We start from the raw sequence: 15498 nt of genomic DNA, 5'->3' as shown, positions 1-15498 counted from the left end.
AGAGGCGAGAGCGCAAGCCGCTAAATGCGGCAATCAACGCAAAGCAGGGCCGCCGCCCGCGCCTCAACCGTGAAATGCATGCAGCAGCCGAATCATCCAGCCGCTCAAACATGCATGCAAACCCGATTCGCGCACGTCATGCGGCACGGTCGCGTGGTCGCGGATTCCCGCTACGTCGATCAGACAAAATGGGCTCATGGTGGTCTCTCCTCGGCTCGCGGCCAGGCCGCATAAACAGGAAGACGAAGATAGACAACCGGCTTTGCATGCAATATCGGATCGATCTCAAAACGGGCACGAAGCAGCCCGTTTTGCCGCAAACTTGATCGATTTCAAACTCAGAACGTATGCTCCGGCCCGGGAAACGAACCATCCTTCACCGCTGCCACATACGCTTCCACAGCAGCGAGAATACTCGGCTGCCCGTGCATGAAATCCTTCACGAAGCGCGGCCGCTTGCCGGGGAAAATGCCCAGCATGTCATGCAGCACCAGCACCTGACCCGAGCAATCCACGCCCGCGCCGATGCCGATCGTCGGAATACGCAACTGCTTCGTGACGTCGCCGGCGAGCAGCGTCGGAATCGCTTCCATCACGATCAATTGCGCGCCGGCCTGCTGCACGGCGAGCGAGTCGCGCATCAACTGCGACGCGCCTGCTTCGGTTTTGCCCTGCACCTTGAAGCCGCCGAACGCATGCACGGATTGCGGCGTCAGACCGACGTGCGCGCATACAGGAATCGAGCGCTCCACCAGGAAGCGCACCGTGTCCGCGAGCCATTCGCCACCCTCGAGCTTCACCATCTGCGCGCCAGCCCGCATCAACTCCACCGAGCTTCTGAAGGCGTCTTCCGGCGTGCCGTAGGTGCCGAACGGCAAGTCGGCCACGATCAGCGCCGCGGGCCGCGCGCGCGCCACGCTAGCCGTGTGATACGCGATGTCGGCGAGCGACACGGGCAGCGTGGTCGTCTGGCCTTGCAACACATTGCCGAGCGAATCGCCGATCAGCAGCACGTCGACGCCCGCGCGGTCCAGCAGCGCGGCGAAGCTCGCGTCGTAGCAGGTGAGCATGGCGATTTTTTCGCCGGCATCGCGCATTGCCTGCAGTTTCGGCACGGTGATGGCGTTCCGGCTCGCTTCCTGCAAATAGGTCATGGGGTCAATCCGTTGAGAAAAGAGAGGTGGCCGCGCTGCTTACAGCGACGTGCCTTTGACAAAGAATTCCTTGCGGCCGCGCATGGTTTCGATGCGTTCGGCGAGTAGCGCAAGGTCCGCGTCCGAGTCGAGCGGATTCAGATGTTCGGCATTGACCGTCAGCACGGGCGTGCGGTCGTAGTGATAGAAAAACTCGTTGTACGCGTCGCACAGGGCGTGCAGGTAGGCGTCGGAAATCTGCAGCTCCATCGGCACCGCGCGCTTCTGGATTCGCGCGAACAACACTTCCGGGCTTGCCTGAAGATAGACCACGAAGTCCGGTGCCGGCGCATTGACGTCGATGCGCGCGGCGAGCGCGCGATACAACTGCCACTCGTCTTCCTGCAGCGTCAGACGCGCGAAGATGTCGTTCTTCTGCGTCATGAAATCGGCGACCAGCGGTGTGCCCGATGCGTGTGCCGCGCTTACGTCCTGAGCCTGCTGCGCGCGCTGCAAGGCGAAGTGCAACTGCGTAGGCAACGCATAACGCGCGGTGTCGCGATAAAAGCGTTCGAGGAAAGGATTGTCCTGCGGCCGTTCGAACAGTTCCTGCATCGACCAGCGTTGCGCGAGGCGCCGTGCGAGCGAGGTCTTGCCAACGCCGATCGGCCCTTCGATCGCGAGATAGCCGAACGGAGGCCGCAACTGCGGCGCCGTGACGGTAAGCGGCGTTGAATTCATTCGCAACGGCCTTTAGGAGTGGTGCTTTCACCTGCGGCCAATGCATTTAGCATGGGGCACTGGCAAGGCCCCTTCACTTTCTCGATGCGCTGATCGCTCACACCGCTGAGCAACGCTTCGGCGCGGCCATGCTGTGGGATCACGAGTGAGGGATCGATCTCGACGAGCGGCAGCAGCGCGAATGCGCGTTCGATCAAACGTGGATGCGGCACGATCAGATCGGCTTCATCGATCGATTGATCGCCGAACAGCAGGATGTCCAGATCGAGCGTGCGCGGTGCATTGCGAAACGGCCGCTCGCGGCCGAACTGATGCTCGATTTTGTGGCAGAGCGCAAGCAGATGCCGCACGGGGAGCGTCGTATCGATCTTCACGACGCAGTTGAAATAATCGTCGCCGCCCGCGTCGATCGGGGCAGTGCGATACAGGCTCGACTTGGCGAGCACGGAGATGGTGTGCTGTTGTGCGAGGCACACCACCGCGTCTTTCAGGGTCTGGCGCGCGTCCCCGAGATTCGCGCCGAGGCCGAGATAAGCAACCGTCATGGCATAACTTCCTGCAACTATCGTTCGACGGCAACAGCCAACGCTAGGTCAGTCTTCGTGCGGGCCGTCATGGCCTGCGTCTTCGGCTGTGCGTTCGGCTGGCGTGCCGCCCTCCAATCCGTCCCCCGGCTTGCGGTTTCTACCGGCGCTGCTGCGCCGCCGTCGTTTTCTGGGGCTTCGGTCCTTCCCGCCTTGCGTGAGCAATGCCTCACGCGCGGCGATGTCTCCTTCTATGAACTCCGTCCACCACGCACCGACCGACTCGTCGAGTTCGCCCGATTCGCAGCGCAACAGGAGGAAATCATACCCCGCTCTAAATCTTTGGTGTTCCAGCAGCTTCAGCGCGCTTCTGCCGGAGCGTTTTTCGAGGCGCAACTGCAGGCCCCAGATCTCGCGCATATCCGACGAGAAGCGTTTGTGGATCGCGAGTTTCTCCGTTTGCATGTCGAGGACATCGTCCATCGCGCGATGCAATGCGGGCACCGGATATTCGCCGTTCGCTTCAAATTTTTGCCAGCGCTGCTGCACGTCGTGCCACAACAGCGTAGCGAACAGGAAGCCCGGCGACACCGGCTTGCCGGCGCGCACGCGGGAATCTGTGTTGTTCAGCGCGAGCGTGATGAATTTTTCGCCGATGGGCTGCTCGAGCACCACGTCGAGCAAAGGCAACAGACCATGATGCAGGCCTTCCTTGCGCAAGCGTTTCAGACACGCGAGCGCATGGCCCGAGAGCATCAGCTTGAGCATCTCGTCGAACAGACGCGCGGCGGGCACGTTGTTGATCAGATCGGCCATGTTGGCGATCGGCTCGCGCGTGCTGTCCTCGATCTCGAAGTCGAGCTTGGCCGCGAAACGTACTACGCGCAGCATGCGCACCGGATCTTCGCGATAACGCGTGGCCGGGTCGCCGATCATGCGCAGCAGACGCGCGCGCATGTCGGCCATGCCGTTGTGATAGTCCAGCACGGTTTGCGTGGCCGGATCGTAGTACATCGCGTTGATCGTGAAGTCGCGGCGCGTGGCGTCTTCGTGCTGCTCGCCCCACACGTTGTCGCGCAGCACGCGGCCGCTCGCGTCCACCGCGTGGGTGCGGCGGTCGAGTTCGTCACGTTTCAGGCGGCGGGCCGGAGGCGCGTCGGCCGCGGGCGGATCGACCAGCGCGCGGAACGTCGAGGTCTCGATGATTTCCTGACCGAACTGCACGTGCACGATCTGAAACCGCCGGCCGATGATGCGCGCGCGGCGGAACAGCTTTTGCACCTGTTCGGGCGTGGCATCCGTGGCGACGTCGAAGTCTTTCGGCTTGATGCCGAGCAGCAGATCGCGCACCGCGCCGCCGACGATGAACGCGCGGTGCCCCGCCTGTTGCAGACCTTCGGTCACGCGAATCGCGTTCCTCGAGATCAGCGCCTGGTCGATGCCATGCACGTCGTGCGGAATGATGATCGGCACGTCCGGATCGCGCACGGTCTTGACGGGCGCGCTGGAACGGGCGGGTTTGCGGCGCGCTTTGCTCGCGCCTGACGGAGTGCGCGCGGGTGCGCTGCCGGTTTCGTCTGTCTCGGCTTCGGCGGGCAGGTTGTCGTCAGCGGGCGCCGAGTCCTGGCCGAATAGCTTGCGGATAAGTTTTTTGATCACGAGGGTTGAAAGAGTTCGAGGATGCGCCAGCCTTTGGCCTGCGCATGGGCGCGCAATGTGTCGTCCGGATTGGTCGCGATCGGGTCCGTGACTTTTTCGAGCAGCGGAATGTCGTTGTGCGAATCGCTATAGAAATAGCTGCGCTCGAAGTCGCTCCACGTCTTGCCGAGCGAGGCGAGCCATGCTTCGGTGCGCACGATCTTGCCTTCCTTGTAGCTCGGCGTACCGGTGGGGCGGCCGGTGTACGGCGAATGCGGCTCGCCGTCGACGGTTTCCGCTTCGCAGGCGATCAGCGCGTCGACGCCGAATGCCTGAGCGATCGGGCGGGTGATGAATTCGTTGGTGGCGGTGACCACGCAGCACAGGTCGCCGGCTTCGCGGTGCTGCTTCACCAGTTCCAGCGCGATGGGAAAAATGGCCGGCTTGATGACTTCGTGCATGTACTGCGCGTGAAAGTCGGCGAGTTGCGCGCGCGTGTACTTCGACAGCGGCGTGAGCATCGCGATCAGATACGCGTGAATGTCGAGCTTGCCGGCTTTGTAGTCGGCGAAAAAGCGGTCGTTTTCACGGGCGAAATTTTCGGCGTCGACCATGCCGTGTTTCACCATGAAGCGGCCCCATTCGTGGTCGCTGTCGGTGGGGATGAGCGTGTGGTCGAGATCGAAGAGTGCGAGGTTAGCCATGGGGGTCTATTTTACTTGAAGCGGCGGATGACGCGGATGAGGCCGCCGAGGTCGGCCCGCCGCGCCGTTCTTCGGCGTCGGGCGAAGCCAGCATGGTACGCAGCAGCGGCAGCGTGACCGCGCGTTTCTGTTCGAGCGAGAAGCGGTCGAGCGCGTCGAGCAGTGCCATCAGACTGGGCATGTCGCGGCGAAAATGCGTGAGCAGGTAGGCCGGCACGTCGTCGGCGAGCATGATGCCGCGCTCGCGCGCCGCGTGTTTCAGCACCGCGGCCTTGCCTTCGTCCGGCAGCGGCGCGAGATGAAACACGAGACCCCAGCCGAGGCGCGTGCGCAAATCCTCGCGCACCGTCATGCCGATGGGCGGCGCGTTGCCCGCGGCGACCAGCGCGCTGGTGGGATGCGCGCGCACCTCGTTGAACAGGTTGAAGACGGCGATCTGCTGCGCGGCCGACAAGGCGTCGCAATCGTCGATCGCGTAGAGCGCGACGCGCGGGTCGAAGCTGAACGCGGCGAGACTGCTCTGCGGGCCGGCGAAACGCGCATGCCCCGGCGATGCTTCGTGCACGAGCGCCTGCAACAGGTGCGTGCGGCCGCTGCCCGACTCGCCCCACAGATAGAAGGTGCGATCGGCGACCGGCCCGGCGGCGAGCGCGTTCTCGAGCTCGCGCAGGCGCGTGACCAGCTCGGCGTTGGCGCCGGCGAAGAAATTGTCGAATGTCGATGGCGGCGGGGTGCCGAGATCGAGCGTCAGTTGACGAAGCACAGTAGGTGAATGCCGAAAATGAGGCTTGGGCCGCAAACGGCCGTATGACGGGCCGAAATAGTCAAGGAGCAGTCAGTTGTTATAGAGCGTGCTCGTCAGATAGCTTTGCCGCAACTCGCGCACGGCGACCGACAGAATCGCGCTGACCGGCAAGGCCAGCAAAACACCGAAAAAGCCGAACAGCTGCCCGAACGCGAGCAACGCGAAAATCACCGCGAGCGGGTGCAGGCCGATCCGTTCGCCCACCAGCCGCGGCGTGAGATAAAAGCTCTCCAAAATCTGGCCGACACCGTAAATCACCGCGACCGCGCCGAAGCCGTACCAGTCGCCGAACTGCAGCAACGCCGCGAGCAGCGCCAGCACGAGGCCGGTTGCGAAACCGATGTACGGGATGAACACCGCCAGTCCGGTAAAAATACCAACCGGCAAGGCGATCTCGAAGCGCGCGATAGTCAGCGCCACCGCGTAAAACACCGCCAATACGCCCATTACGAGCAACTGGCCGCGCAGGTATTGCGACAGCATCTGGTCCATGTCACGCGCGAGCTGCAGCGTCTTGTCGAGCCAGCGGCGCGGCACGACAACCTGCGCACGCGCGAGCATGCGGTTCCAGTCGTACAGCAGATAGAACAGCACGAGCGGCACCAGTACGACGTTGCCGACCACGGTCACCATCACGTTGCCGCTCGTGCGGATATAGGTCCACGCGTACACAGCAACGGTTTGCGCGCTGCCTTCCAGTTGCCCCATGACCAGATCGCGAATGCTGGCGAAATCGAGCGAATCGGCGAGTCCGAGCATGGCCAGCTTGGGTTGCAGCCAGGCGTTCACGTGCGCAAAGAATACAGGCACTTGTTGCTTGAGTTGCGGCGCTTCTTTCTGGATGACAGCCAGAACCAGCAGCACGAGCAGCGTCATGACGAGCGTGAACAGCAGCATCATCAGCAAGGCGGCCAGAGCGCGCGGCACGCGCCGGCGCACCATCCACGCCACGCCCGGCTGCAGAATGTACGCGAGGATCGCGCCGAGCAGAAACGGCGTTAGGACCGGGCTCAGCAGCCAGAGCAGAATGCCGACGCCCAGCGCGATAGCCACCCAGATGAAGGCGCGGCGCTGAACAGGCGTCAGGATCGAAGAGTTCTCTTGCAAGGTGGTTTTCCAGGTGTCGTCGCGACCGGATCAGGTAAAATCGCATTTTACCGACCTTCGAGCTCTTCCCCATGAATCAACCGAAATCCGCCCCGAATTCAACTGATTCGGCCCAAGGTCTGTCGTATCGCGACGCCGGCGTGGACATCGACGCGGGCGACGCCCTGGTCGACGCGATCAAGCCCTTTGCCAAAAAGACGATGCGCGACGGCGTGCTGGGTGGCATCGGCGGGTTCGGCGCGCTGTTCGAAGTGCCCAAGAAGTACAAGGAGCCGGTGCTGGTGTCCGGCACCGACGGCGTCGGCACCAAGCTGCGTCTCGCGTTTCAGCTGAACAAACACGACACCGTCGGCCAGGATCTGGTGGCGATGAGCGTGAACGACATTCTCGTGCAGGGCGCCGAGCCGCTGTTCTTCCTCGACTATTTCGCTTGCGGCAAGCTGGACGTGGGCACGGCGGCAACGGTCGTGAAGGGCATCGCGCATGGCTGCGAACTGTCGGGCTGCGCGCTGATCGGCGGCGAGACGGCGGAAATGCCGGGCATGTATCCGGACGGCGAGTACGATCTGGCCGGTTTCGCAGTCGGCGCGGTGGAGAAGAGCAAGATTATCGACGGCAGCACCATCGCCCCGGGCGACGTCGTGCTGGGTCTGGCTTCGAGCGGCATCCATTCGAACGGTTTTTCGCTGGTGCGCAAGATCATCGAGCGCGCGCAGCCGGATCTGAACGCGGATTTCGACGGCCGCTCGCTCGCCGATGCGCTGATGGCGCCCACGCATATTTATGTAAAGCCGCTGCTGGCGCTGATGCAACAGATCGCCGTCAAAGGCATGGCGCACATCACCGGCGGCGGCCTGGTCGAGAATATTCCGCGCGTGCTGCGTGAAGGCCTGACGGCCGAACTGGATCATCGTGGCTGGCCGTTGCCGCCGCTGTTCTCGTGGCTGCAAAAGCACGGCGGCGTGGCGGATGCGGAAATGCATCGCGTGTTCAACTGCGGTATCGGCATGGCGGTGGTTGTGTCGGCTGCTGATGCGGATGCGGCAATCGGTCTGCTGTCGGCCGCCGGCGAGCAAGTTTGGAAGATCGGCGTGATTCGCGAAAGCGCGGCCGGCGAAGCTCAAACTGTCGTGGTCTAAAGTCAAAGCTTCTGGTACCCGCGTGGTGTGAGGATAGTCTTCACCTCGCGGGTTCAAAACTTTGCAGCAATCTCAAAGCAACGCTTCAACCGCTTCAAGCACCCGCGCCGTCGCGTGCGGATCGCAGCAATCCACCACCACCCGCTCCGGCATGCTTCGCAGCCATGTGAGCTGTCGCTTGCACAACTGCCGCGTCGCAAAGACGCCCTTGTCGCGCATGGTCGAATAATCGACCACGCCATCCAGATATTCCCAGACTTGCCGGTAGCCCACACAACGCATGGACGCCATCTCGGGCAATAAGTCGCCGCGTTCGCGCAGCTTTACCACTTCATCGATAAAGCCGCCGGCCAGCATCGCGTCGAAGCGTTTCTCGATGCGCGCATGGAGCACGCTGCGCTCGGACGGCTCCAGCGCAATCGGCACGAAGCGCCACCGGGCAGCGGAGTCGTCTTGCATGACCGGCGCGGCCAGCAGCGCGGACATGGTCTGTCCGGTCAGCATGAAGACTTCAAGCGCCCGCTGAATCCGCTGCGAATCGTTTGGCGCCAACCGCGCAGCCGTTACGGGGTCGAGCGCGGCGAGCCGCGCATGCAGGGCCGGCCAGCCTTCGCGTGCGGCGTCGGCGTCGAGCGTGGCGCGCACATCCGCGTCGGCGGCGGGCAGATCGTTGAGCCCTTGCGTGAGCGCCTTGTAGTACAGCATGGTTCCGCCGACCAGCAACGGCAGCCGCCCGCGCGAGTGGATCTCGGCGGTCAGCCTTAAAGCGTCGGCGCGGAATTGCGCGGCGGAATAGGCGTCGATGGGATCGACGATATCGATCAGGTGATGCGGCGCCACCGCGCGTTCCTCAGCGGTTGGCTTGGCCGTGCCGATATCCATCTCGCGATAGACCAGCGCTGAATCGACACTGATGATTTCCACCGGACGCCGTGCGGCGAGCGCCAGCGCGGCCGCGGTTTTGCCGGATGCGGTCGGGCCGAGCAGGCATGGCACGACCGTGGGTGGGCGCGACGTCATGTGCGCGGTCATGGGCAAACGGGTGCGCGTCGAAGCAGCGTCACGTCATTGCCCGCGCATGAACAGCCGATCCAGATCGGACAGCGTCAACTGATACCACGTGGGACGCCCGTGATTGCATTGATCGGCGCGCTCGGTGGCTTCCATTTGACGCAGCAGCGCGTTCATTTCATCGAGCGTCAGACGACGATTCGCGCGCACCGCGTGATGGCAGGCGAGCGTGCCGAGCATATCGTGCTGACGTTCGGTCAACACGCGCGAGCCGCCGTACGCATGCAGATCGGAGAGAACCGCGCGCGCCAGCGCCTGCAGATCGGCGTCTTTCAGCAGCGCCGGCACGGCGCGGATCGCGAGCGTGGTGGGCGATAGCACGGCGAGGTCGAAGCCGAGCGCGTCGAGCGTGTCGCGCTCTTCTTCCACCGTGCCGATTTCGATCGGGTCCGCCTGCATGGATTGCGGGATCAGCAGCGGCTGCACGGCGATCGTACGATCGGCCAGCGCGTTCTTGAACTGCTCGTACAGAATGCGCTCGTGGGCGGCGTGCATGTCGACAATCACCAGACCGTGCGCGTTCTGCGCCAGCACGTAGATGCCATGGATCTGGCCGAGCGCGAAGCCGAGCGGTTGCTCGTCGGCGGCGTGGAAAGCGGGCGCCGGGTAGGGCGCTGACGCGTTGTACGGCGATGGCGATTCGGCCGCCGAGTCGCGCGCTTCGAACAGCGTGGCGCCTTCTGCCGTACCCGCGTTGGTATCCCTGCGGCCGAACAGCGCGTCGTAAAACGCGAGCGGTTGCGCGACCGGCAGTGTGCCCTGCGTCATGCGAGCCTGGCGCATCCACGTGTTGCCTGACGGGCCTGGTTGCGACGAGCCGAAGCCGCCGCCTGATGTGCCACCCAAGCCGCCACCCAAGCCGCCGCCGAAGCCGCTTGCGCCGTTGCTCGCGCCGAAAGCGCCGCCGCCGATGCCCGCGCCACCCAACGGCGTCGCGCCAAACGAAGCCGGTCCGCCCGCCGTGGGCTCCAGATGCGCCGCATGCCCGCCCGCCGTTGTTTCCGGCGATGCGCCCGCATGCCGCGCCAGTGCGCGCTGCACGGCGTGAAAGACGAACTGGTGAATCGAGCGCGAATCGCGGAACCGCACTTCGATCTTCGACGGATGCACGTTCACATCGACCGCTTCAGGCGGCAGATCGAGGAACAGCACATAGGACGGATAGCGTTCGCCGTGCAAGACATCTTCATAAGCGGCGCGCACGGCGTGCGTAAGCAGCTTGTCGCGCACAAAGCGGCCGTTGACGAAAAAATATTGCTGATCGGCCCGCCCGCGGCTCGCGGTCGGCAGACCCGCGCAACCGTAGACGGCCAGCGGTCCGGCGGATTCGTCGAGCGGCAGATGGGCGGTCGCGAACGTCTCGCCGAGAATCTTCGCGACCCGCACGGGCGGCTCGCTGGCGTTCCAGTGTTCGACCGCCTTGCCGTTATGCAGCACCGAAATCGCGACATCCGGCCGCGCCAGCGCCGCGCGACGGATCTGTTCGAGACAATGGCCGAGTTCCGTCTGCTCGCTCTTCAGAAACTTGCGGCGTGCCGGCGTGTTGAAATACAACTCGCGGACTTCGATCGTGGTGCCCTGCGTGCCCGCAGCCGGGCTCAGCACGCCGGTGTCCGCGTCCACCCGCACCGCATGCGCCGCGTCGGCAGTGCGGCTCGTGATGGTCATCTGCGCGACCGAGGCAATCGAGGCCAGCGCCTCGCCGCGAAACCCGAGCGTAGCGACGGCTTCCAGCTCGGCAAGCGAGCGGATTTTGCTGGTCGCATGGCGCATTAGCGCAAGCACGAGTTCGTTCTCGGGGATGCCGCAGCCGTCGTCCGTAATCGAGATGCGTTTGACGCCGCCTTCGTCGAGCAGGATGCGCAGCGACCGCGCGCCCGCGTCGAGTGCATTTTCCAGCAGTTCCTTGACGACCGAGGCCGGCCGCTCGACCACCTCGCCGGCGGCGATCTGGCTGATCAGCTGATCGGGAAGGGGCTGGATCGCGCGTAACGGGCGTGGGGCGGGCGCGGCGGCGGAAACCGCGGCCGCGGCGTCGAGGCCGGCAGGCGTTTCGGAGAATTCGGACATGGCGAAATTATAGCGATTCGGCGCGGCAAGCCCGCAGCGCGTGCAAGCACACCCGCGCGCGGGAGATTTTTAATGATGGCCGGGCACTTTCTGTATCATGACGCGGTCAATTTCCGGCGGCGAGTGAGCGCTTGCCGCCATCGTCAACAGGCCTGTTCACACGGCTGTTCTTGCCATCGTCATATTCGCTTCATAAAGGATTCTCTTTGGACACGTTGCTACATTTCGTCAACCTTGTCTTGCATATCGACAAGTTCCTCGGAGACTTCATTCATGTGTACGGCGCCTGGGTCTACGCGGTGCTGTTTCTTATCGTGTTCTGCGAAACCGGGCTCGTGATCCTGCCGTTTCTGCCGGGCGATTCGCTGCTGTTTATCGGCGGCGCTTTTTGCGCGACTGGCGAAATGAACATTGGGTTGCTGATCGTGTTGCTGCTTGTGGCGGCCATCGCCGGCAATACTGTCAACTATATGATCGGGCGGGCCATCGGGCCGCGGGTATTCAATTCGCACATTCCTTTTCTCGAACGCTTTCTCGATCGCACCGCGCTGCAGAAGACGCACAACTTCTACGAGAAGCATGGCGGCAAAACCATCGTGCTGGCGCGTTTCATTCCGGTGGTGCGGACCTTCGCGCCTTTCGTTGCGGGCGCATCGGAAATGACGGTGAGCCGGTTCCAGTTGTTCAACTTTGCCGGCGCTTTTTTCTGGGTGTTGCTGCTCACGTTGCTCGGCTACTTCTTCGGCAACATTCCGTTTATCCGTCAGTATCTGAATGTGATCGTGCTGGTGGGTATCGGCGCCGCGATCGTGCCCGTCGTGCTCGGAGCGGTGTGGAAGATGATGCGCAAGAACACGTCGAATGCGAACAACCGCTGACGTTCTACAAGCAGAGCCGGCCAGATGAAAAAAACGGCGTCGCGAATCTAGCGACGCCGTTTTCTTTGGTACGTCCAGATCCTATGGATTTGACAATTGACGACGCGAGACATCCGCGTCTCGCGACGATGCTCAGGTCACCGCACGCGGCGCCAGCGGCGTTTCCGGCGTCGGGTAGCCGGCTTCCTTGAACGTCTGGATGATCGCGCGATTGGTGTCGAAATAGACCTGCCAATAGTGCTCATTGTTCGTGTAAGGCCGCACGCACAGCAGGGGGCCTTCCGGCGTGAAGGTCAGTACTTCGATGTCCGGCGCGGGACTTTCGGCCACGTTCGGAATCTGTGTGACGGCCGCTTTCAACCGGTTCATCGCGTCAGTCGGATCGACGCCATTGGCGATCTTCGCCGTCAGTTCGACGCGCCGCACCGGGAGGATGCTGTAGTTCGAGATAGTGTCGGAAAAGATCTTGTTATTGCCGACGATGGTCGTCACGTTGTCCGGCGTCACGATAGTCGTGCCGAACAAACCCAACTCCGAAACCGTGCCGGTGACGCCGCCCGCGGTGACGAAATCGCCGACCTTGAACGGCCGCAATACCTGCATGAACACGCCCGCTGCGAAGTGCGCAAGCAGGCCGCCCCAGGCAGTGCCGATCGCGAGACCCAGGCCGGCGAGCAGTGCGGCAAACGACGTTGTCTGGACACCGAATACCTGCAGGATCGCGAGTATCAGCAGCAGGTTCAGCAGTGCGCCGAGAATCGAGCCGAGATAATGCGCCAGCGTGGGATCGACCCGGCCGTTGCGCGCCAGCACTTTGCGCAGTAGTCCGGTGATCAAGCCGATGAGCCAGCGGCCGACGATCCAAAGGACGATCGCCCCGACGACCTTGGTGCCGAGGTCGATGCCTCGGGTCATGATGAAGACGCGTACGGTTTCGAGATCCAAGATGTTCCTCGCTGGGTGAGTTGCCTTCGACTGATTGGACAGCGGTGGTGCAATACAGCGGCAAATGCCCGGCGGCGGGCGCAAATGGTAACTCGGGGTACCACTCGGTCTTCGGAAGTTATAGGCGACGGCGCGGGCATGCGCAAGGACCGTTCCAGTTGCTCATATGCCATGTCTGGCGGGAAAAAGCAGGCGGCTCGGCGGAAGCTTTCGGCTCGACCGCGCTTGCCGTGGCTTACATTGGCAGATTCGATTTCGAATACGGCGAAGTGTGGATGACGAGCGTTTTGTCGGCGCTGACTTTTGTCCGGCGTGCGGCGCGACGCGGGATGAAAGCGGCGATGATCGCGAGCAGGTAGGCGCCGCCGCGCTCGAAGAATGCAGTCGATGTGCTGAACTGACCGTAGCGGCTCTGCGAGTCGGCGAATACCAGGAAGGTCAGCGCGGCATCGAGCAGGAATGCGACCGATGCCAGCGCGGCGAATATATGCGAACCATTGAGTGACGCGCCGGGGACGAAGCGATTGCACAAGTGACAGGCTGCCAGCACGAAGGCAAGCAGAGCCAGGTTCGAGAACAGGTCGAACAGGAAATTAGTCATATCGATGAAATGAAAGCGCAGGGGGCTGCGGCGTTACCAAAGCGTCTGCTCACGCAGAGTCGCAGCGTATTTCGCCGGACCGGCCGCGATCATTGCACGTCTTTACGTCTCAATAAATGTCCAGTTCGGAGTCCGTTGTTTCCTGTTTGTACCAATCGTGTTGGCGTGGGAAAACGCGGTTGTGTTGTGGAAATGGCGTTGAGTGTTGCGGGAAATTTCCGCAACGTGATTGGTATTTATATGTGGCTGCGATATAAATTTCACGAGCGTTTTTGCGTGACTTTCTGGGTGTCGGCGCGCGAGAGAGAAGGGCGTGCCGGAGAGGTCGGCGTGAATGGCACTTTTGCCGGTGATCAGTTACCCGGTGCAAACTCAACCACAGTCAAACGGCCGGCTTGCAGTCCCTCTCTCGATTTTCCTCAGTACCCAGCCATCGACTCTGCATACAGAAAAGTCCGAATTCCGAGGGCACTCCCTCTCGCGCGCGAACAGTCGTTTTATGAGCCCGGGAATCTGTACAACTGGTTTGTCCGCAGGGAAAGTTGCGTGACGAGAGTATTGACAAGTTCTCGCGATACCGCGAGCGCGGCGTCGACATTCCCGCGCGTGAACCGATCCCGCATACGGTCTGCCTCGACCCGGTCGGTCTTTGCAACCCGCGCGTAGTCTTTCTCAAACTGCAATTGCTTGTCGGCAATCGCCAATGCCAATGCGTCGTATCGGCTACGCACGATTGGAGCGAGGTGGGGGAAGTCCTGCATCGCGAGCAACTGGACCTTGCGGAATTGCCAGAATGCGCTGCTGTCGTCTGAATCGCCGGTGACGCCCCGATAGGATTCCGGGATCGCCGCGCCTTGGTAGAACGGAAGATAGATTCCGAGCGCAGTCATGCCAAGGTCGAGGTACTCCACGTTGGCGATTCCTTCCGGCAGTCCTTTGCGCGTTTGCAGCACATGCGACTGATAGGTGCGATAGACCGAAATCGGTCTCGCCGTAGCGGCCGGATTTCCGCTTGTGTAAGGATCGCTCGGCGTCCCGGCGAAGTAGTCCTGCAGCGCACGCTGGACATCCGTCACCGCCACCGGGTGATCCGGTCGCCGGAACGTCGGAAAGCCGTTTGCCGTGACGGACTGATCCGCAGCATTCGCAGTAAACCACTTCTGGAGCTGAGCGACCCGCGGGTAGTTGTACCTGACGTCGATCTCATTGTCACGTCCGAATGCACGGCGAAAGCTGAACGGCCCATCTGTTCCACGATCGTACAGGCCATGCGTTTGTGCGAAACCGACCAGATTCGGGGACGAAAGAATGTTGTGGTCGTCAGGATCGAATTCGCCAAGTCGCGACTGGTTAGCCGACACAAAGTAGCTGTCGTCCGGGATCTTCATGGCAAGCCATTGATGACCGCCCGCGTTTTCCAGATACCACGCTTCGTTACTGTCGACGAACGCGACGCCAAAGCCCTCCGCGGATCCGTGTGATTCAACAAGCGCACCAAGCAGCTCGACTCCTTCGCGCGCCGACTTCGCCTGCGAAAGAATAATGGTGGGAATCACTTCTTCGACGATGCCCGTTTCCTTTACGTAGGGATCGACGGACAGAGTCCGTGCGTTACTTACGATGGTTTCAGTAGCCGATACGCCGACGCCGGCATCGTTAAACCCCGACTCGTCGTAGGCACTGCCACTTCCTCTTGGAGAACCTGTGTAGCCCATCAGATGCGAGGGCATCTCATATGAAAACTTGTTCTTCATGACGCTGCGCAGTGTGTAGCCGTCGCGCCTGGGGGGATGATAGAGGAAGTTGACGGCAGTTATTCCCGGACCGTCGTCATTGCGGGCCACGAGGATTGAGCCGTCCACCGTGGCCTTCTTGCCGACGATAATCGTGGTGCAGGCCAGAGATAGTTGAGCAGACGCAACGAAAGCGAAGATCGCCGCAAATATTCGTTTCATGTTCATATCCTGAATGTGAGGAAACCCTTGGGCGACGAGCCCGGCGGCGACGATTGGACAGCGCCCCAAAGAGAGTGACAGGCCCATCGATCGCCACCGCGACGCACACGCCCGGATGCGGAGAAGCCCTGCCGGGTGGGATCGCACGTGGAAGTAGTGCCGGTCGTCCCATCCCGAGAAACGGAAA

15 protein-coding genes are annotated in these 15498 nt (G+C 62.3%); 2 read left to right on the top strand and 13 right to left on the bottom strand.

Annotation, left to right across the window (positions count from 1 at the left end):
- Positions 1–63: 63 nt before the first annotated feature.
- The 8 genes from ACFSNN_RS13170 to ACFSNN_RS13135 all read right to left on the bottom strand — a co-directional run bounded on the left by ACFSNN_RS13170 (position 64) and on the right by ACFSNN_RS13135 (position 6652).
- Positions 64–198 (bottom strand): hypothetical protein, encoded by a 135-nt coding sequence (locus ACFSNN_RS13170; protein ID WP_279631124.1) that lies wholly within the window; start codon positions 196–198, stop codon positions 64–66.
- 140 nt (positions 199–338) lie between these two features.
- Positions 339–1154, bottom strand: a complete 816-nt coding sequence (panB, locus tag ACFSNN_RS13165) for a 3-methyl-2-oxobutanoate hydroxymethyltransferase (RefSeq protein ID WP_134457091.1) — start codon at positions 1152–1154, stop codon at positions 339–341.
- Positions 1155–1193: 39 nt separating this feature from the next.
- A complete protein-coding gene (locus ACFSNN_RS13160) occupies positions 1194–1874 on the bottom strand; it encodes a deoxynucleoside kinase (protein ID WP_012431802.1) in 681 nt (226 codons plus the stop codon).
- Complete coding sequence (folK, locus tag ACFSNN_RS13155; protein ID WP_134457090.1) at positions 1871–2419, bottom strand: 2-amino-4-hydroxy-6-hydroxymethyldihydropteridine diphosphokinase; 549 nt, start codon at positions 2417–2419, stop codon at positions 1871–1873. Before folK ends, ACFSNN_RS13160 begins: the two co-directional genes overlap by 4 nt.
- Positions 2420–2467: 48 nt before the next feature.
- Positions 2468–4057, bottom strand: coding sequence for a polynucleotide adenylyltransferase PcnB (gene pcnB, locus ACFSNN_RS13150; protein WP_134457089.1), 1590 nt, complete (start codon positions 4055–4057; stop codon positions 2468–2470).
- Positions 4054–4740, bottom strand: a complete 687-nt coding sequence (locus tag ACFSNN_RS13145; protein WP_134457088.1) for a histidinol-phosphatase — start codon at positions 4738–4740, stop codon at positions 4054–4056. The genes pcnB and ACFSNN_RS13145 overlap by 4 nt, the downstream gene beginning before the upstream one ends.
- Positions 4733–5503, bottom strand: coding sequence for a DnaA regulatory inactivator Hda (hda, locus tag ACFSNN_RS13140; protein ID WP_134457087.1), 771 nt, complete (start codon positions 5501–5503; stop codon positions 4733–4735). Before hda ends, ACFSNN_RS13145 begins: the two co-directional genes overlap by 8 nt.
- A 72-nt stretch (positions 5504–5575) precedes the next feature.
- On the bottom strand, positions 5576–6652 hold the full coding sequence (locus ACFSNN_RS13135; protein WP_134457086.1) for an AI-2E family transporter: 1077 nt from the start codon (positions 6650–6652) through the stop codon (positions 5576–5578).
- Between the two features lie 71 nt (positions 6653–6723).
- Here ACFSNN_RS13135 and purM point away from each other — a divergent pair, with 71 nt between their 5' ends.
- Positions 6724–7791, top strand: a complete 1068-nt coding sequence (purM, locus tag ACFSNN_RS13130) for a phosphoribosylformylglycinamidine cyclo-ligase (RefSeq protein ID WP_012431808.1) — start codon at positions 6724–6726, stop codon at positions 7789–7791.
- A 72-nt stretch (positions 7792–7863) separates the two neighbouring features.
- Here the strand turns inward: purM and miaA are convergent, their stop codons facing one another.
- Complete coding sequence (miaA, locus tag ACFSNN_RS13125) at positions 7864–8811, bottom strand: tRNA (adenosine(37)-N6)-dimethylallyltransferase MiaA (RefSeq protein WP_134457085.1); 948 nt, start codon at positions 8809–8811, stop codon at positions 7864–7866.
- A 45-nt stretch (positions 8812–8856) separates the two neighbouring features.
- Positions 8857–10932 (bottom strand): DNA mismatch repair endonuclease MutL, encoded by a 2076-nt coding sequence (gene mutL / locus ACFSNN_RS13120; protein ID WP_134457084.1) that lies wholly within the window; start codon positions 10930–10932, stop codon positions 8857–8859.
- Between the two features lie 206 nt (positions 10933–11138).
- On the opposite strand from mutL, the gene ACFSNN_RS13115 reads away from it, so the two are divergent.
- On the top strand, positions 11139–11810 hold the full coding sequence (locus ACFSNN_RS13115; RefSeq protein ID WP_134457083.1) for a DedA family protein: 672 nt from the start codon (positions 11139–11141) through the stop codon (positions 11808–11810).
- A 132-nt stretch (positions 11811–11942) separates the two neighbouring features.
- Here ACFSNN_RS13115 and ACFSNN_RS13110 read toward each other — a convergent pair whose 3' ends face one another.
- The 3 genes from ACFSNN_RS13110 to ACFSNN_RS13100 all read right to left on the bottom strand — a co-directional run bounded on the left by ACFSNN_RS13110 (position 11943) and on the right by ACFSNN_RS13100 (position 15311).
- A complete protein-coding gene (locus tag ACFSNN_RS13110) occupies positions 11943–12755 on the bottom strand; it encodes a mechanosensitive ion channel family protein (protein ID WP_012431812.1) in 813 nt (270 codons plus the stop codon).
- Positions 12756–12990: 235 nt separating this feature from the next.
- Positions 12991–13356, bottom strand: coding sequence for a hypothetical protein (locus ACFSNN_RS13105; RefSeq protein ID WP_134457082.1), 366 nt, complete (start codon positions 13354–13356; stop codon positions 12991–12993).
- A gap of 497 nt (positions 13357–13853) precedes the next feature.
- Positions 13854–15311, bottom strand: a complete 1458-nt coding sequence (locus ACFSNN_RS13100) for a C69 family dipeptidase (RefSeq protein WP_134459014.1) — start codon at positions 15309–15311, stop codon at positions 13854–13856.
- Positions 15312–15498: the final 187 nt, after the last annotated feature.

Source organism: Paraburkholderia dipogonis (assembly GCF_042680985.1).
GTDB classification, from domain to species: domain Bacteria; phylum Pseudomonadota; class Gammaproteobacteria; order Burkholderiales; family Burkholderiaceae; genus Paraburkholderia; species Paraburkholderia phytofirmans.
Note: the sequence above shows the minus strand (reverse complement) of the source record. Positions and strands in the feature narration are given on the sequence as shown.